The sequence below is a fragment of the Salmonella sp. JXY0409-18 genome (assembly GCF_020268625.1).
Lineage (GTDB): Bacteria > Pseudomonadota > Gammaproteobacteria > Enterobacterales > Enterobacteriaceae > Salmonella > Salmonella enterica.
Window position 1 is genome coordinate 180616 of sequence record NZ_CP084217.1, and the last position, 19188, is coordinate 199803.

Annotated in this window: 29 protein-coding genes and 1 pseudogene; 24 read left to right on the plus strand and 6 right to left on the minus strand. The window is 46.9% G+C overall.

Going from position 1 to position 19188, the window contains the following annotated elements; genetic code table 11:
- Window positions 1-37 precede the first annotated feature (37 nt).
- The 13 genes and pseudogenes from LDB27_RS23250 (at window position 38) to LDB27_RS23310 (ending at window position 7333) form a co-directional block, all read left to right on the plus strand.
- A complete protein-coding gene (locus tag LDB27_RS23250; RefSeq protein ID WP_000276410.1) occupies window positions 38-265 on the plus strand; it encodes a hypothetical protein in 228 nt (75 codons plus the stop codon).
- A 179-nt stretch (window positions 266-444) separates the two neighbouring features.
- The gene (locus tag LDB27_RS23255; protein WP_001133831.1) at window positions 445-765 is read left to right on the plus strand and encodes a hypothetical protein; all 321 of its coding nucleotides are present in this window, start codon (window positions 445-447) and stop codon (window positions 763-765) included.
- Window positions 766-1280: 515 nt separating this feature from the next.
- A complete protein-coding gene (locus tag LDB27_RS23260; protein WP_001165367.1) occupies window positions 1281-1592 on the plus strand; it encodes a DUF957 domain-containing protein in 312 nt (103 codons plus the stop codon).
- A gap of 4 nt (window positions 1593-1596) precedes the next feature.
- Window positions 1597-2088, plus strand: a complete 492-nt coding sequence (locus LDB27_RS23265) for a DUF3085 domain-containing protein (protein ID WP_001424592.1) — start codon at window positions 1597-1599, stop codon at window positions 2086-2088.
- A 552-nt stretch (window positions 2089-2640) separates the two neighbouring features.
- Window positions 2641-2844 carry a hypothetical protein gene (locus LDB27_RS23270; RefSeq protein ID WP_000781545.1) on the plus strand — a complete coding sequence of 68 codons (204 nt, stop codon included), beginning with the start codon at window positions 2641-2643 and terminating at the stop codon, window positions 2842-2844.
- Between the two features lie 54 nt (window positions 2845-2898).
- Window positions 2899-3123: a hypothetical protein gene (locus LDB27_RS23275; RefSeq protein ID WP_000551490.1), complete on the plus strand. Its 225-nt coding sequence runs from the start codon at window positions 2899-2901 to the stop codon at window positions 3121-3123.
- Window positions 3124-3162: 39 nt separating this feature from the next.
- Window positions 3163-3363: a hypothetical protein gene (locus LDB27_RS23280; protein WP_000814954.1), complete on the plus strand. Its 201-nt coding sequence runs from the start codon at window positions 3163-3165 to the stop codon at window positions 3361-3363.
- A 222-nt stretch (window positions 3364-3585) separates the two neighbouring features.
- The gene (locus tag LDB27_RS23285) at window positions 3586-3897 is read left to right on the plus strand and encodes a hypothetical protein (protein WP_001424621.1); all 312 of its coding nucleotides are present in this window, start codon (window positions 3586-3588) and stop codon (window positions 3895-3897) included.
- 374 nt (window positions 3898-4271) lie between these two features.
- Window positions 4272-4553: a hypothetical protein gene (locus LDB27_RS23290; protein ID WP_000703843.1), complete on the plus strand. Its 282-nt coding sequence runs from the start codon at window positions 4272-4274 to the stop codon at window positions 4551-4553.
- 215 nt (window positions 4554-4768) lie between these two features.
- Entirely contained in the window at window positions 4769-5374 is a 606-nt protein-coding gene (locus LDB27_RS23295) for a hypothetical protein (protein WP_000137793.1), read from the plus strand.
- A gap of 332 nt (window positions 5375-5706) precedes the next feature.
- Window positions 5707-7076, plus strand: a protein-coding gene (locus LDB27_RS23300) for an IS3-like element IS150 family transposase (RefSeq protein WP_087522250.1) whose coding sequence is annotated in 2 segments (ribosomal slippage) — window positions 5707-6187 and window positions 6187-7076 — 1371 coding nt in all. Because the reading frame shifts where the segments join, the coding sequence is not laid out codon by codon here.
- Window positions 7077-7155: 79 nt separating this feature from the next.
- Window positions 7156-7266, plus strand: a pseudogene (locus LDB27_RS23305) (DUF5431 family protein); the annotation flags it as partial.
- On the plus strand, window positions 7214-7333 hold the full coding sequence (locus tag LDB27_RS23310) for a type I toxin-antitoxin system Hok family toxin (protein ID WP_223165953.1): 120 nt from the start codon (window positions 7214-7216) through the stop codon (window positions 7331-7333). The pseudogene LDB27_RS23305 and the gene LDB27_RS23310, both read left to right, overlap by 53 nt.
- Window positions 7334-7751: 418 nt before the next feature.
- On the opposite strand, the gene LDB27_RS23315 is transcribed toward LDB27_RS23310, so the two are convergent.
- From LDB27_RS23315 to LDB27_RS23330, 4 genes are all read right to left on the minus strand, one after another.
- Window positions 7752-7955, minus strand: a complete 204-nt coding sequence (locus tag LDB27_RS23315) for a hypothetical protein (RefSeq protein ID WP_001015182.1) — start codon at window positions 7953-7955, stop codon at window positions 7752-7754.
- A 45-nt stretch (window positions 7956-8000) separates the two neighbouring features.
- Window positions 8001-8351 (minus strand): hypothetical protein, encoded by a 351-nt coding sequence (locus LDB27_RS23320; protein ID WP_000743060.1) that lies wholly within the window; start codon window positions 8349-8351, stop codon window positions 8001-8003.
- 59 nt (window positions 8352-8410) lie between these two features.
- Window positions 8411-9013 carry a hypothetical protein gene (locus LDB27_RS23325; RefSeq protein ID WP_001424602.1) on the minus strand — a complete coding sequence of 201 codons (603 nt, stop codon included), beginning with the start codon at window positions 9011-9013 and terminating at the stop codon, window positions 8411-8413.
- Window positions 9014-9109: 96 nt separating this feature from the next.
- Window positions 9110-10054 carry a DUF5417 domain-containing protein gene (locus LDB27_RS23330; protein ID WP_000778030.1) on the minus strand — a complete coding sequence of 315 codons (945 nt, stop codon included), beginning with the start codon at window positions 10052-10054 and terminating at the stop codon, window positions 9110-9112.
- Window positions 10055-10563: 509 nt separating this feature from the next.
- Here LDB27_RS23330 and LDB27_RS23335 point away from each other — a divergent pair.
- From LDB27_RS23335 to LDB27_RS23385, 11 genes are all read left to right on the plus strand, one after another.
- Window positions 10564-10740, plus strand: a complete 177-nt coding sequence (locus LDB27_RS23335; protein ID WP_001371930.1) for a hypothetical protein — start codon at window positions 10564-10566, stop codon at window positions 10738-10740.
- A gap of 415 nt (window positions 10741-11155) precedes the next feature.
- Window positions 11156-12340, plus strand: a complete 1185-nt coding sequence (locus LDB27_RS23340; protein ID WP_001272970.1) for a hypothetical protein — start codon at window positions 11156-11158, stop codon at window positions 12338-12340.
- A 65-nt stretch (window positions 12341-12405) separates the two neighbouring features.
- The gene (locus tag LDB27_RS23345; protein WP_000710431.1) at window positions 12406-12687 is read left to right on the plus strand and encodes a hypothetical protein; all 282 of its coding nucleotides are present in this window, start codon (window positions 12406-12408) and stop codon (window positions 12685-12687) included.
- Window positions 12688-12871: 184 nt separating this feature from the next.
- Window positions 12872-13150 carry a hypothetical protein gene (locus LDB27_RS23350; protein WP_000953953.1) on the plus strand — a complete coding sequence of 93 codons (279 nt, stop codon included), beginning with the start codon at window positions 12872-12874 and terminating at the stop codon, window positions 13148-13150.
- 120 nt (window positions 13151-13270) lie between these two features.
- Window positions 13271-13567 carry a hypothetical protein gene (locus tag LDB27_RS23355; RefSeq protein WP_000744346.1) on the plus strand — a complete coding sequence of 99 codons (297 nt, stop codon included), beginning with the start codon at window positions 13271-13273 and terminating at the stop codon, window positions 13565-13567.
- A 44-nt stretch (window positions 13568-13611) separates the two neighbouring features.
- Window positions 13612-14049 (plus strand): hypothetical protein, encoded by a 438-nt coding sequence (locus LDB27_RS23360; protein ID WP_000286107.1) that lies wholly within the window; start codon window positions 13612-13614, stop codon window positions 14047-14049.
- Between the two features lie 67 nt (window positions 14050-14116).
- Window positions 14117-14653, plus strand: coding sequence for a hypothetical protein (locus LDB27_RS23365; RefSeq protein WP_000800252.1), 537 nt, complete (start codon window positions 14117-14119; stop codon window positions 14651-14653).
- Between the two features lie 164 nt (window positions 14654-14817).
- Complete coding sequence (locus LDB27_RS23370) at window positions 14818-15186, plus strand: hypothetical protein (RefSeq protein ID WP_000537761.1); 369 nt, start codon at window positions 14818-14820, stop codon at window positions 15184-15186.
- Between the two features lie 432 nt (window positions 15187-15618).
- Entirely contained in the window at window positions 15619-15921 is a 303-nt protein-coding gene (locus LDB27_RS23375; RefSeq protein WP_000442694.1) for a hypothetical protein, read from the plus strand.
- Window positions 15922-16277: 356 nt separating this feature from the next.
- A complete protein-coding gene (locus tag LDB27_RS23380) occupies window positions 16278-16562 on the plus strand; it encodes a hypothetical protein (protein ID WP_001032029.1) in 285 nt (94 codons plus the stop codon).
- A 65-nt stretch (window positions 16563-16627) separates the two neighbouring features.
- A complete protein-coding gene (locus tag LDB27_RS23385; RefSeq protein ID WP_000210769.1) occupies window positions 16628-16981 on the plus strand; it encodes a hypothetical protein in 354 nt (117 codons plus the stop codon).
- A 286-nt stretch (window positions 16982-17267) separates the two neighbouring features.
- Here the strand turns inward: LDB27_RS23385 and LDB27_RS23390 are convergent, their stop codons facing one another.
- Together LDB27_RS23390 and LDB27_RS23395 are read right to left on the minus strand one after the other, a co-directional pair.
- Entirely contained in the window at window positions 17268-17999 is a 732-nt protein-coding gene (locus tag LDB27_RS23390; RefSeq protein ID WP_000338612.1) for a nuclease-related domain-containing protein, read from the minus strand.
- Between the two features lies 1 nt (window position 18000).
- Window positions 18001-19182 (minus strand): S49 family peptidase, encoded by a 1182-nt coding sequence (locus LDB27_RS23395; RefSeq protein WP_000952983.1) that lies wholly within the window; start codon window positions 19180-19182, stop codon window positions 18001-18003.
- Window positions 19183-19188 lie beyond the last annotated feature (6 nt).

The following is a 19188-nucleotide window of genomic DNA, read 5'->3' on the forward strand; positions in this document are numbered from 1 at the left end:
TTTTGAATCATTTAACACAACGTCTTAAGGATACATAATGTATAAGTTCACTCCCGTCCAAATTATTGCTGATTATATACTGAGGTTTCTTAAAAATAATGCGGATGCCAAGCTTTACGAGGCAATGCAGCGGCTTGAAACAAAAATCGGTCAGTTTATCGCTGATGGGGTTGATGAACATCAACTACGCTCTTCATTAAGCAAAGCCAGTCGATCTCGTTCCAGGGCGACTCTTATACAGGAGTGTGAGAAACTTATTTCGTAAAAAGAGCATCATCCGGGAAAGTTACTTTAACGATAAATGGCTCCCTTCTTATCGGTTTAAGTTGACGGCCATCCCTACTAAAGCCATCATAAAGCTTGATTAGCATTCGAGTGTAGCACAACTGATTTTCATAGAGTCTTTATCCATTCTCCAGTTCTCTAACTGTATAGGTTCTATTCATGCCCAATAGCTTCGATAAGCCGCAGACGCGCCCAGCACATAACTCTGATGCCGAACCCTTTTTTCCCAAAAACCTTGGTTCGTTTATAGAGCAGGTGTCCGGAAGAGATCTGGCAATGCTCACAGAATCCGAAAAAGAACAGCTTGCGCACCTAATCAAAATTGGACGGAGATATGGAGTTTCTGTAGCTATCGTTCCCGATACAGACTCTGCTGAGCTTCATGAATTACTGTCTAATGCCGGTTCCATTGAAAGGCAGTTTTCCATCTATGAACGCATCCAGACGAAGATTGCGTTCACACGGTGTCAGGAAGCATAAACAAAGTGAGAAATACAACTACGTGGTATGACGTTGTACATGTTGAAATCATTACAGGCGAGCGAGACGGCAGGATATGGGTGCTGAAGCTCTCCTGTGGCCATACAGTATTTCGTCGAATACCTCCTCTTCGTCTTCATAGCCTCACCGCTTTTTCTCTGCGGGAGCCCCCAGAAAAATGTCGGTGCTCCCTTTGTAATTCGAATCCAAAATAAAACCTTTTTAAGGCCCCAAACTGAATATCACTGGATAAATCAACCTCTACAGCGTTCAATCATAAACGCTAAATTTATATTTCATTCATTCTATTTTAAAAGCGATATAAAAGACGGAATCCGATTTAGTCTGTTTGATGCTTAAATCATCTTTAGTGCCCTTTATCTTTTACACAGCGACTTTAACATTAACCTGAGCAGAAAAGTTGTTTTCAAACAAAGTGCGAAAACTTTCTGCTCAGGTTATTAGCCGGGTAAGCCACTTTGTTATATTTGTTTCACATTAACAGAGGAGGCGATATGCAAATTGAAAAGGTGATGTCATTACTTGAAGTGCTTTCAAGCTGGCTTGAAGATAACATCAATATGGATTCTGAAATTATCTTTGATAATGACGAAGATAATACCAACTCAGAAATTCTGTATCCTGCTGTAGAAAAGGCTAATGCCGTTTTGCGCAAAATGGCATCTTTATCTTCAGATTCTGTTCATGCAATTCGACAGCGCTTGCAGCTTGCCGTAGAAGGCAAAGCTGAATTGTCCCTCAAGGATGTGGGAGAGCTTCTGCTGGCAACAAAGTATCTGATGTTGTCCACTGAAGAGGGAGAGTAAGCCTGTGACCACTCTCGTATTTGAAATGGCGGATATTAATAAACTGATCGAAGAAATTCGCACCGCAAAAACGTTTTCGGTCACCGCAGATCAGATCTATGACCCGGCATGCTATCCGGGGGGAGCCCTCCTTAACGCTGAGGGACAGACTGAAGAAGAGGCGCGTAAAGCTGGTAGGGTTTTCTTTCCCTCATCCTCAAAAATTGCCAGCACACATCTGGTGCCAAAAGTGCTTCTCGCGCACAGTCATGGTGTATACCTGATCACTAATGCTGAGCTTGAGGGCTCTCCCGCATCCCGCGATACTGTGGCTTACGCCCAGGGGATGAATCCAAAACTGGATGAGGACTGGGATTACGCTTGTGATGCCGCTTTGGGTGGGTCTGATTGTAGCTATACCATTCCCGTTGAGTGGCTGGAGTTAGCGGTAGAGCAGGGTTTTCAGGAGTTTCGACTTCGAATGAGTGAAACCAAGATCAAACTTGTCACTAAATAGTATGTCCTTGCTGTTGCCAGTCAAACATTGTCCGCCAGTCGAGCTGCTGGCGGATTGTTTTATATAAGGAGGGGAAGGTATGTCAGGTTTAAGCAGTTCCGCCCAGAAGCTTACAATGGCACAGATTTACGTGTTACGACGGATGGCATCCGGCACGGTCTATGATATCTCTGGCAATTTCAGACGGGCCAGAGAACGGCGTACGTTTATGGGGAATCCTGATGATGTGACGTGCAGGAGCTCTCCGGTCCTGTTCCGGCTCGGCCTCGTGGAGTTATGCCAGCCAGCAAGCCATCTGGAGCCAGGTTTATACTATCGGCTCAAGTTGAGCTCCTCAGGGCATGAGGCTCTCAAGGCGAACGCACACCTCTAACATTTGAGATAGTTCGTTCGCAGCCAGGAAAGTAACTTTCACCTCAAGTGTGACCCTTACTACCTCATTTATGAGTAAACCCCCCCTCTGATATGTCGAAAATGCTCATTTATACGAAAATAGTTTCTCTTCAGGTGTGATGTAATTACTGAGAATTCTCCCTGAATGGAAGGCAACCGATGAAAATGTTTTTTACCCCTTATGTTCGTATCGTTTTCTATTTTTGCGCATTGATTTTTATTGTTTACAGTTTCAGTGATTTTTTCCAGGGCGTCCCTGACAGCACCTTCTTCAGTGCGGTCATCATGCTACTTGTTATCGGAACCATTGTTGCCCGGCATCTGGATCGCAAAAAATCTCTCAAAAATACTTCACAGATTTAAGTTTCAACTCAGGCCACTCTCGGGTGGCTTTTATAATTTAATAAGGACCGGTTCATGCATAACCACGAAATTCAGACCATTGCTATATTTAGTGCCCAGTATAAAAACATCGAAGATGCTGAAAATGCAGGTGCTTTATATTCTGTAGATATTGAATATCCGATGACACTAAATGATTTATCGCGGCTTTGCGACTCTATTGCCGAAGCAGTAGGTGTGCCTGGCGGCGTCAAATACCAGTTCGTGTCCCAGCCGGAAGCGCATGAAACCAGCTTCTGATAACCAGTAACCAAACTGCCTAAAAGCAGGTGCAAAGCCATGAAACAAACAAAGTCTTCTATGTCACGTATTGTGCAGCTGTACGACGGGAGCCGATACGGAAACTGCGAGCAGGCTGATAACGAAGGAGAGCTTTTTACGGTGGTGTTGAATAAGCCTTCGCAGATCGATGACATCCGTAAAATCGTAGACACAACCGCCGAAGTACTTGGCAAAGCTTTGCCAGTACTCCTCTTATAAAGCTTACATCCGTGAAGGATAATTACGGTCTTACTACTTTCAGTTTTTCATTCCAGTGCCGTCCATTTTAATTTATCGATTTTAAGCGGTCGGCGCTATTTCATCGTTTCTTTTCCGACTGTAATTCCTTATATATAGGAATATTTCAAAGAATTTTTCTCAGGTTATTTGTGGCGGGATGCCAGTTGTTATAATGATTCCACATAATCTGGAGAGTTAATCATGATCACATCTCTAATGAATTTCCGCGATTTAACCGGAGAGGCAGTCATCCAGGCGCGGCAATGCGTTATTAATGCGGAGATCGAAGCGGCCCGGGAAAAGGTAATTCATGCTCGTTCGTTATTCGAAGCGGGTATACATAATGTTGTAAACGGTAGTTCTGGCATTAAGGCTGCGGCAGCACATTTTCTGGTGATAAAACGTTTACAGACTGACACTCGGTATCTGGATGCGGTTATCACTGATAACCTTTGCATGTTTTCTCCTGAGGGTTATCTGTATCTGTTTATGCAACAGCGTTATATGCGATAAAACAATGTGTTAGGGAAGTATCTTGCCATTAAAAATATTAAAAAGGTGACTTGATGAAACCATTTGGACTTGCCGGAAAACCCCGGCCCGAACCTTGCGGCTGCTGCTGGTATACCCGTGAGGACTGCCCTTACGTCAGCGCAAAATAGATCTATCGCCGCAGGCAGCGCAAGGCAGAACGCCAGCGTCAGCGCAGCACCATTGTGATGGCCGTTTCTGAATTTCGCTGACTTCTTCTGGAAATATCATTTTTTCTCCAGAAGAATTTTAAAATAAAGGGAAATCTCTTCACGGGTATCTGATGTTTATTGTTTATGGTAAATTGCGCCACATTAATTTTTGTGGCGCAGTTCGTGTTGGCTTAAGGATATAATATGAAAATCAGCCAGCTGGAATCCGGGATGCAGGTTTGGTCTGTAACCCGTACCAAAATGGGAAATACCACCATTACAACGGTCATTGTCCACCCCGTTGTCATTATAGAAATTCATGATAATCATGTGATTGCTCGCTGGAACGGCAATGCACCACGTCGTTTTGGAGAAACGGCTATCAGGGGCTGGAAGAAGGAGAAGCCCCTGCTTGTCCGTGAACCTTTCGGAAATGCTCGCCTGGCCACCCGGGCTGAAAAAGCCGCTATGCAGGAAAAAGAGTAATACCCCTTTTAGCATCCACAATTTCAACGTCCATCTGCCTTTAACCTTGCCTGTTAATAACGGAATCCTTTCTGACTGGCCGGATCCCACGCATAACCTGAACTGTTGGCTAACCGTCTTACAGCCAAATTCCCTCCTTTATCTGGCAGGAGTGCGTCCGTGAGCTCTGTATGATCTACGTGTTTGTTCAGTAGAGCACATAACAGGAGTGGGGTATGACTGAATTAAATAAAAGCCCGTCCGGTTTTTCCGGAGCTGATGTCAGTAAAGAACAGGCTGCCATAAGGGCACTTGTAGAAAGAGTAGTGACCAACTATCGCAGCCGGACAGCACCTGATCGGGTTCAAAAGGCTTCGGTAGCGTTTAATGGGGGATTAATCCTGACCCTGATGCTGGCCTTGTCGCTATTGGGCTACCTTGTGGCGGAATTGTTCAGGGGGTATGTTGCGGATAGTTCACCCTATGTGCCTGGTCTAAGTTATTCGCAATTTTCGATGCTGATGATCGTTGAGCTGTGTCTATGCTTTCTCGCATGGTTTTTGGTTGTCACAGGGGACTATCCCCGGCCGTGGATATTTCAGGTAGTCCCGATGGAGCAGTACTGGTTCTTTGACGAAGTGGATGACGACGATCTTGCCCGGCTTTCCTGTAACCCTTACATCAAGCGCTGGCTACTTGATGAAATGTCCGGTATTCATCGACTGACCTACACGAGGCTGCATGATCGACTGGAGCGCATCTGTAATATTCCATCCCATCTCGAATACAGCCGTATTCAGGCACATAAGCTTTCCCTAATCAACGGAACCAGTGCCTCCTGATCCTACCATTGCATCCGGAAATTAAACGGGCAGGAACTGCACTGTATGTTCCGACCAAGCAGCTGCCCGTTACCCTTTTCTTTAGTGTAAAAAGACTGTCTCCGACAACCGGAAGTGACTCATGTCAAATAAATTATAAATCAATGATTTATGCAGGCAGGGTGTTTGGCTGATCAGGGCAGAGTGATATAATGACGCTGGTGCTGGAGGCTTTTGCCCCAGCCAGCGGTAACACTGTTTGACTGTGGTAAAAGCAGAAAGCCCCGAGTAATTTTTCAATTAACCTGTACTGCACCCATTTTGTTGGACGATGAAATGGAATAGCCCCTGATATGTCAAAGCCAAAATACCCTTTTGAAAAGCGCCTTGAAGTCGTGAATCACTACTTCACTACTGATGATGGTTACAGGATCATCTCGGCACGTTTTGGTGTCCCCCGAACCCAGGTCAGGACATGGGTTGCCCTCTATGAAAAACATGGAGAAAAAGGTTTAATTCCCAAACCTAAAGGTGTTAGTGCTGATCCTGAGTTGCGTATTAAGGTCGTGAAAGCGGTGATCGAGCAGCACATGTCCCTTAATCAGGCTGCTGCTCACTTTATGCTTGCTGGTAGTGGTTCTGTAGCCAGGTGGCTGAAGGTTTATGAAGAGCGCGGAGAAGCTGGTTTACGCGCGCTCAAGATTGGCACCAAAAGAAACATTGCAATATCAGTTGATCCAGAAAAAGCGGCATCAGCATTGGAGCTGTCAAAAGACCGACGCATTGAGGATCTTGAAAGGCAAGTTCGATTTCTTGAAACGCGGCTTGTGTATCTAAAAAAGCTGAAAGCCTTAGCTCATCCCACGAAAAAGTGAAAGTACTCAACGAGCTAAGGCAGTTTTATCCTCTTGATGAGCTTCTCAGGGCTGCGGAGATACCGCGCAGTACGTTTTATTACCATCTAAAGGCTCTCAGCAAGCCTGACAAGTATGCGGACGTTAAAAAGCGTATTGGTGAGATTTATCATGAGAATAGAGGCCGATACGGATACCGTAGGGTAACGCTGTCTCTTCATCGAGAAGGGAAACAGATTAACCATAAAGCTGTTCAGCGCCTGATGGGAATCCTCTCACTGAAGGCAGCGATTAAGGTCAAGCGATACCGCTCTTACAGAGGAGAGGTAGGGCAAACCGCCCCCAATGTTCTCCAAAGAGATTTCAAGGCTACGCGGCCAAACGAGAAGTGGGTTACCGATGTTACTGAATTTGCAGTCAATGGGCGCAAGCTGTATTTGTCTCCAGTAATAGATCTCTTCAACAACGAAGTTATTTCTTACAGCCTTTCGGAAAGACCAGTGATGAACATGGTCGAGAATATGCTCGATCAGGCATTCAAAAAGCTTAATCCTCACGAGCATCCTGTTCTGCACTCTGACCAGGGATGGCAGTATCGTATGAGAAGATATCAAAATATCCTTAAAGAACATGGTATTAAACAAAGCATGTCCAGAAAAGGCAATTGTCTGGATAATGCTGTGGTGGAGTGTTTCTTTGGAACCTTAAAGTCGGAGTGTTTTTATCTTGATGAGTTCAGTAATATAAGCGAGCTGAAGGATGCTGTTACGGAATATATTGAATACTACAACAGCAGAAGAATTAGCCTGAAATTAAAAGGTCTGACTCCAATTGAATATCGGAATCAGACCTATATGCCTCGTGTTTAACTGTCCAACTTTCTGGGGTCAGTACAACCCGAGGCCCCTGTATGCTAGTCACACACAGCGTAGCCTCTTGCCTGCTTAAATGCAAGGAGAAGAAGGCCATGAAAATGCCGAACCAACCCATTGTTTTGTGCATATTAATAGTTTGTTTAACGCTGTTGATATTCACCTGGCTCACACGAAACTCGCTTTGCGAGTTGCGGATGAAAGACGGAACAAGGGAGGTATTTGCTATCCTGGCCTACGAATCCGGTAAGTAGCTGACAAAGAGGGGGGCAACCCCCCTCTTTTCAGGGTGTGGATTAGTATGCCATCGGCACCTTTTGAAAGGGGTCCTCTAAAGCGGAGGAACCCTTTTTTCTTTTAGTGAAAAGATTGTGGTTAGTAACGTTATGCAGGGTAAGCGTTCATATCAGCGGGCCACCAGCCATCTTTCATTCCCATCATGAAATTGCGGTTCATTGTGCCCACAAACACTCAGCTGGGCACCGTTCCGCTTCATGCAGGTCCGGTGCATCTTCATTTTCAGACGCTAAGCTGATCGGGGTGCATCGTGGAGCAGTGATGCCAGAGGGAGAAATTGCAACCGTGAAATCAAAACTTATCATTCGGCTACCGGGCAGTGGTACTCACCTGGCAGAGCATGTATTTATATCCGGGCCTGGCTGATGCAGCCCTTCATACCTTCTGCTTCTCAAGGACACGGCGGAGTTTTTTTACCTGGGACGCAGTGGAAAGTGTGCCGGTTCTGGGATGGCATGCGCTTGCCTTTTCATCAGGTTTAAGCTCATAGGCTAATGCCAGATCGTTCAGAGCCGCCTCAGCTTTCAGCAGGGCCTCAATGGCCGTGTTCAGGTATACAGTTCGGCTCTCATGGTTCATCAGTATTGTCCTCACAAGGGTAAAATGACAGGCGATACCTGCCGTTTACCCTTTGTCTCCGTTAAGAATGGCATTACGGCAGGCTTCCCAGATAACCTGGGCATTAGCATCACACTCCACGAACCCGCCGCACTGATCGTATATCACCTGGTATACCTCTGGGGGAATCTTCCCAGGCGCAACCGGAGTTGAGCGTTTGCCTTTATGAATCTCATCTGCGGTATCACAGACAGCGTCGAGATGCCGCGACATCCACTCAGATAATTTCAGACCCTCTCGATTTGCCTGTTTTACATAGCGAACCTTTCTGGAAACCGTAGATCGCATCTGAATCTGTGTCACAGCTGGCACATCTTCTTTCATGGCATTCTGTAATGCAGCTTTGGGCTTTTTCATGTTCATGGTTGCTTTAAATTATTCTGGAGTTCGTCTGTTATAAATGCTGCCGTGATCTGTCAGCGTCGCTTAAATAGTTTATCGCCTTCCGCCAGTTCGCCGTTGAGCTGTTCAATCACACTCCAGATGAGCCGATCATCCGGCGTTGAGCCTGCACACTCTTTCACGACCGCCACGGGTCTAAATTCTTCAGGGTCTGCCTGCCCGGAGGTGAAGAGCCTGCTCTCAACCCAGTGGGCCCCCTCTGTGCAGCAGTGGCAACTGGTTTCAGGTGGTTCATCCAGACCGTCCACTCCACAGGCTGAGCAGGTGAACAGTTTGCGAGACCCACCAGCCAGTGGCGTATCGCAAGCTGCTGGAAGTGCGCCAGCATTGCGCCAGTAAAGCACATGATTTGAATCGTAGCAGTGTCCATGAAGCAGAAGCGAAACGCCGCAACTGCGAGTTTCAATGGCTTTGCCTGTGCCAAGGTATTGCCCGATTTCGTCCCATACGTCCACTAAGGTGTCAGGCAGCGGACGCGTAACAGGGAACTTAGCGCAGTCGTCCGGGGTGCCTTTAATGCAGCAGAGGGCCGAATACGCAAGCTCCTGCATTTCGTAGGAGTACTGACCACATACCACGCGTTCCAGTTTGTCGATTAGTTGTTCTTTATTCATCATACTTAGCCTTATTAAACAAATTCATTACACCACTGGCACCATCTGGGCAGGAGCAGACTGCGGCCCGGTAGTAGAGCCGCAGGGGGTGTCGCTGGACTAACAGGCGCTCAGTGAGTCCCGCACTTCCTCATGACTGGTCATATTCAGAAGAAGCTTTCCAGGGCAGCGTGGTTCCGCCTGTGAACGGGTGACGTCTTCATTGAGTGCCTGGATATGAGCAGATTCAACGGTCCTACGCTGTACGACATGGTTGCTAAGGTTGAATTCGCACTGGAGCCTTCTGGCATCAGAATCCGCGTTCATTGCAATGCGTTCATCAAAGCGGCGGTTCATTCGCAGAGCCTCTTCGTGAGCTGCATCAACAAGGGTGCGTCTGGTGACATAGTCGTTACCAGCAAAAAACGATAGCTGAGCGTGTTCCGAAGAGTAGTCGGAGCTTCCCTTACAACGGGCAATCGCGGCTTCAGAGTGCAGGATTAATGAACTCAACCGTGAACAGACGTCATTGATGGTGCCTGTTTTCAGACAGTCGTGGATAAGTGTCCAGGCGGAAATGCTCAGCGGGCGGCTGGTGGTCACATAGGGATTGTAATGATCAACCGTTACGATTGTACGCAGTGAATGAAGCGATTCGGACTGCGTACGTAAGTCACGGCGAACAGTAGATGCCACCGAGGCAACATCTTTACATTCTTTGTCGGACATCGAGTCCAGTACGCGGATCTCCACCTCTGCCGCCTTTGAGGCGATATGCGCACTAATCTCCCCCTTAAGACGTTTGTAGTCAGCCTTGAAGCTTCCCACGCTGTCAATATCGATCCAGTAACCACAGCTGTAACCAGCATTACCAAACTCGTCATCTTTCTCATAGTTCGGACAGCCGTCATTGCTCCAGCCAGCTTTTTCCAGCAGCTCGTCAATAGCGACCAGCTCAGCCATTGGTGCATGTTCGATAATGAAATAATGGACACGGCCCCAGGCATATGCGCGTGAACGGCCATCAACAGAAGTATCAGAAGTCGTCTGACGGGAAAGTTTCATGAGGTACTCCAGTTCTGCCCGGTACCGCCGGGGCGGTGGTGCGAAAGCCGCACCATGAATGACACTATGATCCTCCTGACTTCTATTGTCAATACAATTGAAGCGGCGTTTTATTTATTCATTATTTGGACCCGGCTCGTACGGAACGACCGTCGGGACTTGCCGATCTTTCTACGGTGAGCAGGGGAAGGGAACATCCCAACGCTTGTTTCCAGATGTGCAGCCTGGGAGGGCGCAGAATGCCTGACAGAATCATCGTGCAGCGGTGGCGAAAGACCCGACAAACGGGAAAAGCATCCTTTTATTCCAAATCCAACCTCAGCTTTTAATTACGCCAGTACGTTTCCTAAACATGCCAAATCGGTCTCTTATACGCCCGGATGGGCCCGATGAAAACGATAAAATGAGAAAAAGAACCCGACACATCGCTGCTCTCTGGGAAAGCCGGTCAGCAGATGGAGCGCCAGAAACTAAATCCGCTGGTTTTAATAATGATTGAGGAGAACAAGATGAAAGATAACAAGACACGTCCTGTAGACTCGTATGCTCATGCTGATTTCATGGAGTCCGTCTTCAGCAACCTCAGGGCTTTCTGTGATGCGGAATGCCAGCGGCTAACTGCCGGTTATCCCCCAACTGTCAAACCAGAACAGCAAAGCACTGACGGCCAGCTGTCGGCGGCATAAAGCATTACCTGCCAGTTCGTTCAAATTTCTGCTTCCTTAAGCCCGGGCCAAAAGCCCGGCTCAATCCAAAAACTGAACGTACCAGTTTACCTCTATATCTCCTGAATCCCCTGCGACTTACAAGAGACCCGCACCGGTTTAGCCATTCCTGTCCTGCCACTCTCCCATCACTGGCCCAGACAACCGGAAAAGTAACTTTTCTCTCTGAGTCACCTTCTGAACCAGTTATTTTGCTTAAACGTAAAAACGGCCCACTGTTGTGAAGATTTAAAACGGACGGATCGAGTAGTATTGCCTCAGGAAAATTTTTAAAAAAAGTTACTTTTTCTTCTCCGCAACCTATTAGGAAAAATGTCGAACCTGGTATTGTTGTGTTGTAGCGCAGTTAAACAACCAACCAAAAAAGAGAACAAAAATGTCCGCAATCGAAACTGAAGTAAAAAACAACAGCAACGAAATCAGCCTTCGTGGTTACCTGGAACGCACTGGTAACGGTGCCCGTAAAGGCAACGGCCTTATCATTGACCCTTCGGTTGTTGTAGAGCAGGAAGGCTTTAACACCCGCACGGCCGGTATGGGCGAGCTCTACTATTCAATGCCTCACGTTGTGGAACACCTGAACAGCCTGGCCGATGCCTACATGGAAGACCCGTTCAGCGTGACGCCTATCGTTGTTCAGATGGTTAATGGCGTACCTGTACTGCGTCAGGGGGCTTGCCGTATCCGTTCCATCGCTATTGCAAACCGCCAGCTGGAAGCAGAAGGGCGTGAACGCATTACTCGTATTCGCTGCGAAGAGTTTCGCGGTAGCGCTTCAAAAGCAGAACTCTTCACCCTGACCGGCAACTCCAACCTGGCGCTGTCTGTCGTAGCTGAAGCGCTTTCAATTAAGCGTCTGGTTGAAGATAAAGAAGAGCCTAAGACCTTTGCGGAACTGGCAAAAAAACGTGGTAAATCAGAGCAGCATCTTCGCCAGATGGTTCGCGTACTGGACCTGCCTTCTGAACTACAGACCATGCTTGTGAGCGATCAGGTGAGCATGTACGTTGCACTGGACGAGTATATGTACAGCGGTGAGGATGCGGTAGATAACATCAACAAAGCGATCTCCATCTATGGCAAGGCGACGAAAAACACGCTGAAATTCGTCAAAGCTGCCAAGGTAGAAGAGCGCATGGCAGATCCGCAGACTCCGGAAAACATCGGTGCTGAGCAACCGGCAGATGATACTACCGATAACACCCCGGTACCGGATCAACTGAACGATGAAAGCAATACGGAGACGCTGGATACGCCACCGGTACAGGAACCGGCTCCAGCTCCAAAGGACAGCGCTCCTAAACAGAACCCGGCAGGTAAAGCACCTTCCATGTCCAGCGTTCTGAACAAAAAGACTGTGACCGTCATTGCAGACACCGCGATCCCGATTTTTGAACGTATTGCTGAAGAAGCCAAGCTTAAAGAAGGTGAATCTGTCAGTACTGATACTTACACGCTTGTTCTGACCAATGATGAAATGAACGATATCATCAACGCTCATGCTGACCTGAAAGAGTACCTGCGTAAGCATGCTGATAAGATGAACAAGGGACAGTCATGATTTTCTGACCGACCCCTCCATCCGGACGGGTCGGTAACTTTTTCAGGACAAGGGGAAACAGGGCAATGAAGAAGGCTGTTATCAACGTAGACAAAACTAACCCACTGCCAGTCCTGACGGATTCGGTGACCCGGGTAAGTATTCAGTGCACGGCAAAAGATGAAAACGGGGCAGGGATCGAAGTGAATATACTCGACCTGATTCAGGATCATGATACGGCTGAAGTGAAAGTGCAGTTTGGGAGCTCGCCTGTTCAGGCTCTGGCGATGCTCCGCCGGGTTATGACAGCACTGGAAAAGCAGGCAAACGCAGAACTGAATACAAACCACTATTCGCGTATGCAGTGATCTACTCTGGCAATTTCATCCATGCTGCCTCTGATCTGTCAATCGCGGGCGAAACCTCAGGATGAATAACGCTGATGTTAGCAGCTGGTGGAACAAACAGACTTAAATGGAAAATTGCAGTGAGTAAAACAATGCGTAACGTTGTTGCGGGTTACATTCAGCCGCTAAGCGGTTCCCGGACACTATGCTAAGCGTGGTCAGACGAAAGCTCAGCAGTATCGTCGACATGCAGGAGACCGTCAGACAGTCCTCACAAATGCTTGAGTCTGATGCAGCCATATTCCTGAAACGCGCCATAGTTGCGAGGATGCTTCAAAAAATAAAATATCAGGATAGTGAAGTTTTAAAAGACTGCCTTGGCGATTTTTTTATTTATGAACAACGTGAAAAATTGCGCCGACTTGGCGTGATTACTAACTGGGGGATTAATAAAACAGCAGACGGGAAGAATAATAAGTTGTGATAACTCAGTAAATATTAATTTAAAAAGCGTCTTCAGAAATAGAAAAAATGCAAATTATATTGCTACGGGTTATTAGCCGCTGAGGCTGTTTACATATAATACTTCTAAACAGGAGGTATTATGAAAAAACAACTGGCGTACGCTTCAAACTGTTCTGACAGTCTTTATTCGTATATTTATCGCACTCTGCAAAAACGGGCTGGTGATGAGAATGAAAGCCTTTATCAGCAGGCCATTTCCCGCTGCCGTACAGCTAAACAAAAAAAGAAACTGGCCGGGTATTATGCCGGTCCATGGCAGCTGCTTTTCAACGCGTGGTGTAACAATCGCGTCCCTAACACAGCGGTGCTGGCTCTTCTACTCCAGCAGTGCTTATCTCATTTCCAGTGCGAAGAAGTGATCGCAGCCTGGCAGTAACCCTATCAAGCCCCTTCGTATAGCGGAGGGGCAGGAGATATCTCATGTACAGAAACGACAGAAACGTGGATTCCTTCAACCTGGTTAATGCTCTTCAGCCGGTCTTTCGTAACACCGGCTGTGGGATATTTGAATACGATCGTAAAAAGCAGAATGAAACCGCTGATTCAATCTTACGAGCGTTGGCGTTAAATGCCGATTTCGCGAGGGCCTTAAAACAGTACGTCCGGATTAATTCTGTACGACGGGTTGTTCAGTTCGATGACGGCTCGGTTCGCTATGGTATTCATGCCGAATTTGAAGGGCATGATAAAATTAATTCCTTCCGTATTTTTAAAGATGAAGATACAGACGCATTTGACTCCTATTTTTATTTGGTTTGCGATAATAAAGCTGAGCTGGTGGATTTTAAAATGAACTCTCTCGATATTCAATTACAGGCTGTTTTTGAAAAAGTGACAGGTATTTATCTGTCACATTAAATATTCAAATTTTCAATCCTCGGGCTGATAGACAAAAAACGCACTTTAGAATAAAGATGAGATGAATATGAAAAACGTAAATATTTTGACTACCGATATCGCGGCCATTAATGCTCTTTCTGGCGTAGAACTGACGGACTTTCTCACTGCCGGGTATCAGGTAAACTGGTCAGGAGAAAGGGAGGTTTCGCTGGTGGGCTTTCCGTGTTTAGCAAGCAACAAGCAGCCGGTAGAAGTTGGTCCCGGTATTTTCATTAATCGCGTGTACAGCAAAGACAGCCAGTCTCTGTGCGGGAAATTGCGCTATGACCTGTCTAATGGTCTGGCATCCGGCGCATTTTCATTTTTCTCCCATTCAGGCTGGTATGGGGGATTCCGTGTCGTATCCTTCCGTGACAACGGGCCAGCTGCGTTGATCAACATTGGCATTGTCCATGAAAATGTTTTGAATGCGTTTTGTGCTGACTTCCCCCGGGCCAATGTGAGCGTAAACCGTTTTCATTGTGGCATGACGCTTGAGCAGATCCGCATGTTCATTTCAGACACCGCTTACGATATGCCGCTTTATAACAACGAGTCTGACTTTCGCAGGCTCGCCAGTTAGCATGGAGACTGGCTTCAGTGCTTACGCCTAAAAACCAATGAGCGAAGTGGCGGAACCGGTTGGCTTCGCCCAGTTGGCGTGAGCGATTAGTTCTATACGGGAAGAAGTCATAGTATTCTGAAATGATAGTTATCTCATACGAACGATAGTAATGGAGTTTCTTAATGGGCGTTGATATCTGCTGGCGATTTCAAAGGGAAGAAAAGCCTGGTAAATGGATTAATTTATCAAGCAATTATAAAGGGGACCGATCATATCTCCACTTTGCCTGGCTCGGATTTGATGTAGATCGTGAAAGGGCGAGCACATCAGCAGTTTTTATCCACGCATTACGCGGATTACCTGATGATATACCGTCCGAAGATGATGATTTATTCGGTGAACATTCATACTCATGGCTGACTTCGGAAGAAATTTTGTCAGCCATACCACCCGATAACGCCGGAGAGGTGATCCAGGAATTTGTCGAAGAAGTAAAGCGTCTCCACGTGGAGAACGGCAGCGTCCGTTTCGTCTTTGGATTTGAAGGGTAACCCGTAAGAAAGTAGCTATCTTACCCGGCTAGGTCTCCAATCTCTCAGATGCTCAAAGAGGGCCGGGCATGGTGCCCACACATCCCCTACCATTCCGATTTGATATTCGTCTAATACACCCTTTAAAGAAAACAAGCAGACGGCAATGAGACGTCGGATTAGCGTCAGCAAATATGAGACGTCAGTAGTCGATGTTTGTCCTGCGGAACGTGAATCTGTTTACAGGGGGTAAAGCCGTACCATCCATGAGGGCTCAGAGAGCCGGGGTCTCCTCCAGATCACTGGAAGTTATTGACTCTGGCAGGCCTATCCCTATGACTTTTTCCCGGATGGCAAATTAAGATCGAACAGGGCCAAATTAGTACTCTTTTCTAAACGGAAATACTGAATCACCCTGATATAACTGGTCTCTCACAAGACAGGAGATCATCAATGGAACGTGTAATATTTTCAGTAATCTTTTTTATGATGCTGGGCGTACCTTTTTACCTTCTTTATAAAATTGCCCGGGACATTTTTGGGACCGCCGGTGCTGGTGAGCCTGCACAATTGCCTCAGGGCAAGCAAAGACGCTCAGGAGGCGCTGGTTCGGGTTCGATCTGGCAAGGACACCATCTACAGGGGAGCAGCCATTTGAACCCCCTCGGAGGTGATTGTAATGGTGAAAATAGCATAGCTGGTGGTTGTGATGGTGGCGGTGGAGGAGGAGGAGGAGGAGGTGGTGGTGGTGACTGATAGCCTGCAATTTTAACTATCAGGATGAAACCCATGTCCAGCAACCGGAAAAAGAATTCATATCAACCGAAAAGCCCTGCCTTAAAGTGAAGCGTATTAAACGTGAAGGATGCTGAATTAGAGGGTATCGGTTTTATACTGAAGCGTAACTGGAAGAAGGATCTGAAATTAACTATTACGGAAAAGTAACTTTCTGACTCACCACGTACGCCCCTCGGTTATGCCATACAGTTTGATACGAAAACAGATCAGTAAGTAGATTGCTATACGCCGGAGAGAAGTCTATTTTTCATACACCGAACCTGTTTGGCCTGCAATGGAAGCAGGTATAATAATCACATACAAAGGAGGGCATTATGAATAAATTTTTATACGTGCTTTTGGCCTGGATTGTTGTGCTTTTTATCGCCAACAAACTGCTCGCAAGACGTAAGCCCAAGACGGTTAAAATCCTGGTACAGCGCAACGGGAAAGCCGCAGAGGTTGATGCTGTAGTGGTTCAGGGTTCAAAGAGAGCTAACAACAGTTCTGTTGCGGACAGCGACGCGGTAGATAGTTATTTTGAAATGAATCCTTACTCCCGCGAAAACCAGTCGAATGGTTGGGCTATGCTGGCCAGAGACGATGACCAGCTTAAATAATCAGTTGAGTGTGATGTGTAAAGCAGCTTAAAACTCTAAATGGACGAACAGGGGAGGTGACAAAGATGACAACCAATACAACAACGACCACCTACCGCTCAGAAGAAATCGTGCCGTTCAGACGGCCCAAAGGGGATCTGGATAGTCGGTATATGCCTCAGGTGTATGCAATGGTGCGGAACTGGGCAAGTAACCCTGCTCAATATGGTGAGGGTGTACTGGCCTCCTACCGCCAACCGGCAGTAAACCTTGCCTACCAGGTAAAAGGAACTCGTGTTGTTTTAATTCTGGTACCAGTAGAGTGCGAGCCACCTGGAGTGATAATGACGGAAACAGTCCTGTGGCCGTCACTATCACTTGTAGAAGTCTTGCAGACCTTGCAGGAGGCCTGGCAAAATATTCCGGCGTTAAACCCCTGACGACTTCTGTCAATATCACCGGCTAGTGATTTACCTCTCTGCTGGTGGTCAGCCCGCCTAAGTTCAAATTATCTCTTTCTAAATTAGCCCGGATAAAAATCGGTCCCTCTAAAATAGCCTGCCCTGAGTAGGCTACGTCATACAAAGCGTTGGCCAGTCACCAGCTGGCTGGTGGCCATAATGCTCCACAGGATAAACCGTATCAGAACTACGCAAAGAAAAAGCCCCAACAATTTACCGATGGGGCCTTTTGCAGACATTTTACAGCCTTACCAATGATAGAGCGCTAAGGCTTCTGCTTAGTGAACAGACTTGCCCACAGATAATGGATAAAGTTGAGCAGAATGTATGTTACTCGTTGCTCGAATTTCATCGGGGCTTTGTACTTTGTCGTTATGTTGTGAATATGAGTAAGGTCCGTATAGAGCCCTGGCGACTTCCTTGTTGACTTCAACACCGAACAGATGTGCTGAACAGACTCCGGTGTGAACAACCGTAGCCCTCGTCGTTGTTTGACTTTATGGATAAAATCGTCCATCCCCATACATAACCATTCCGGCTTGATGCCATCAAACTTACAACGTCCGTTTATGATGACGACATTGATACATTCCAGTTCTCTAGCCTTAAGAGCAGACTGAATAGCCCTGATGTGCCCCTGGTTTTGCTTAAACGGGTTCTGCAACTTGAGGGTTCGGGACTGAGTCCATTTCCGCCAGTGGCTTTCCTCCAGAGTACCGTAGAGCTTGCCTACGTAGTTTTTCTGCTCTATGACGTATATACCATGTGGGGCTACGAGAATGTGATCAACCTGAGTAGTGCTATGAGCCGACAACTGAAAGGTGAGATCACTAAGTAGCCCCTGAGCTTCTTCAGGAAGCCCAGATTCAATTGCCTTTGCAGTCCGCCGTTCCGCTATGGCAGAGGTCATAAAACCCAACAGACACAGCAACACGACGAAAATAAGGATAATGAAAGCTACCCCCGTAATGCTCCACAGCAGATTGAAAGCATCCATGTTACCTCACAGAGGGGTAGCTGGTGGCATTAACAGATTCTACCAAGCGGGTAGTGGTACCGGTAAGGCTCTCAATATTTGAAGACAGGCTCATCAGCATGCCGAGTGCAGAACGGAGATTACGATGAGGCTCATTGTAGTTTTTGAACGTGTCAGTGGAGTACATTTTTGAAAGACGTGTACGGATCTCTACTGACGTAAGATCTCCATCCACCAGGCCGTACTTAACTGCCTGAGGTGTTGGCCATACACGGCCTGAATAGAGAGAAACAGCATCGGCATCATGACGCGAGAGAAGCTTTTTACCCCGTCCAAGTTCAACATCAGTTATAAATTTTTCATGCATCGTGTTCAGGATCTCCTTCTGCATGAACTCCCTCGTTGAATCGGACAATGGGTGGAAGGGGTCAAGAGCATCTTTGAACTCACCGGCCGTAAGGGGCTCATTCTTGACGCCTACTGTGCTCATGATCTCTGACAGATTCCAGTGGTCCATACGCACACCGATAGAACCGATCAGGGCATTACTGTCGGCATAAATTGCATCAGCGGGCGATACCGCGTAATAGCATGCGGATGCGCATATGCCTTTCACACTAACGATGATTGGTTTATATGAGTCTGCGATATCAGAGAAAAAACGACCGGTACCGCTGGAGAGTACTTCGAGGGAGTTTTGCTTCGACCGTGCTTCATCGCCACGTTCTGTGCTCCCGGTTTTGTTACTCTTGTCAGCGGCTACAGATGAAAGAGAGCAACCGGCATCTGATACGCGTTCAATCTGTGGCTGGTGGTTTTTAAGCGCGTTTATCTGGCGGTAAATAATGATGGCGTCAGAGGGACCACCACCACCTGACTCTGCCTCGATAATAACTGCTTTGGCATGGGGATTATTGTAAGCTTTGGCAAGAGCTGTTGCGATCACTGTTCCATCGCCCGTTTCCGAGCCGGTACCCATCTCGCCAGAAATCCGTATTACAGCTATATGGTCTTTCTTCCCTTCAGCGTCCTGCCATTGTTCGTAAAGATTGTAGAAAGAAAACCCTACAGCGGTCATGGCAATTAGCGACATAGCAACTTTTGCCGTGGTATGAATGCGAAACATCTTATAAAAACGGTCAGCGTTATCATTGAGCGATTCTTTGATATTTGTAGGGGACTTCCTTTTTTTACTGCTTAACATCTGACC

Excerpts from the sequence above, each read along its gene's own strand:
- LDB27_RS23365 (WP_000800252.1), top strand. The coding sequence starts at position 14,117 with ATGAAAAACGTAAATATTTTGACTACCGATATCGCGGCCATTAATGCT.
- LDB27_RS23345 (WP_000710431.1), top strand. The coding sequence starts at position 12,406 with ATGAAGAAGGCTGTTATCAACGTAGACAAAACTAACCCACTGCCAGTC.
- LDB27_RS23275 (WP_000551490.1), top strand. The coding sequence starts at position 2,899 with ATGCATAACCACGAAATTCAGACCATTGCTATATTTAGTGCCCAGTAT.
- LDB27_RS23295 (WP_000137793.1), top strand. The coding sequence starts at position 4,769 with ATGACTGAATTAAATAAAAGCCCGTCCGGTTTTTCCGGAGCTGATGTC.
- LDB27_RS23330 (WP_000778030.1), bottom strand. The coding sequence starts at position 10,054 with ATGAAACTTTCCCGTCAGACGACTTCTGATACTTCTGTTGATGGCCGT.
- LDB27_RS23280 (WP_000814954.1), top strand. The coding sequence starts at position 3,163 with ATGAAACAAACAAAGTCTTCTATGTCACGTATTGTGCAGCTGTACGAC.
- LDB27_RS23290 (WP_000703843.1), top strand. The coding sequence starts at position 4,272 with ATGAAAATCAGCCAGCTGGAATCCGGGATGCAGGTTTGGTCTGTAACC.
- LDB27_RS23370 (WP_000537761.1), top strand. The coding sequence starts at position 14,818 with ATGGGCGTTGATATCTGCTGGCGATTTCAAAGGGAAGAAAAGCCTGGT.
- LDB27_RS23380 (WP_001032029.1), top strand. The coding sequence starts at position 16,278 with ATGAATAAATTTTTATACGTGCTTTTGGCCTGGATTGTTGTGCTTTTT.
- LDB27_RS23250 (WP_000276410.1), top strand. The coding sequence starts at position 38 with ATGTATAAGTTCACTCCCGTCCAAATTATTGCTGATTATATACTGAGG.
- LDB27_RS23375 (WP_000442694.1), top strand. The coding sequence starts at position 15,619 with ATGGAACGTGTAATATTTTCAGTAATCTTTTTTATGATGCTGGGCGTA.
- LDB27_RS23260 (WP_001165367.1), top strand. The coding sequence starts at position 1,281 with ATGCAAATTGAAAAGGTGATGTCATTACTTGAAGTGCTTTCAAGCTGG.
- LDB27_RS23360 (WP_000286107.1), top strand. The coding sequence starts at position 13,612 with ATGTACAGAAACGACAGAAACGTGGATTCCTTCAACCTGGTTAATGCT.
- LDB27_RS23255 (WP_001133831.1), top strand. The coding sequence starts at position 445 with ATGCCCAATAGCTTCGATAAGCCGCAGACGCGCCCAGCACATAACTCT.
- LDB27_RS23315 (WP_001015182.1), bottom strand. The coding sequence starts at position 7,955 with ATGAACCATGAGAGCCGAACTGTATACCTGAACACGGCCATTGAGGCC.
- LDB27_RS23385 (WP_000210769.1), top strand. The coding sequence starts at position 16,628 with ATGACAACCAATACAACAACGACCACCTACCGCTCAGAAGAAATCGTG.
- LDB27_RS23350 (WP_000953953.1), top strand. The coding sequence starts at position 12,872 with ATGCTAAGCGTGGTCAGACGAAAGCTCAGCAGTATCGTCGACATGCAG.
- LDB27_RS23325 (WP_001424602.1), bottom strand. The coding sequence starts at position 9,013 with ATGATGAATAAAGAACAACTAATCGACAAACTGGAACGCGTGGTATGT.
- LDB27_RS23335 (WP_001371930.1), top strand. The coding sequence starts at position 10,564 with ATGAAAGATAACAAGACACGTCCTGTAGACTCGTATGCTCATGCTGAT.
- LDB27_RS23390 (WP_000338612.1), bottom strand. The coding sequence starts at position 17,999 with ATGGATGCTTTCAATCTGCTGTGGAGCATTACGGGGGTAGCTTTCATT.
- LDB27_RS23395 (WP_000952983.1), bottom strand. The coding sequence starts at position 19,182 with ATGTTAAGCAGTAAAAAAAGGAAGTCCCCTACAAATATCAAAGAATCG.
- LDB27_RS23340 (WP_001272970.1), top strand. The coding sequence starts at position 11,156 with ATGTCCGCAATCGAAACTGAAGTAAAAAACAACAGCAACGAAATCAGC.
- LDB27_RS23320 (WP_000743060.1), bottom strand. The coding sequence starts at position 8,351 with ATGAAAAAGCCCAAAGCTGCATTACAGAATGCCATGAAAGAAGATGTG.
- LDB27_RS23270 (WP_000781545.1), top strand. The coding sequence starts at position 2,641 with ATGAAAATGTTTTTTACCCCTTATGTTCGTATCGTTTTCTATTTTTGC.
- LDB27_RS23285 (WP_001424621.1), top strand. The coding sequence starts at position 3,586 with ATGATCACATCTCTAATGAATTTCCGCGATTTAACCGGAGAGGCAGTC.
- LDB27_RS23355 (WP_000744346.1), top strand. The coding sequence starts at position 13,271 with ATGAAAAAACAACTGGCGTACGCTTCAAACTGTTCTGACAGTCTTTAT.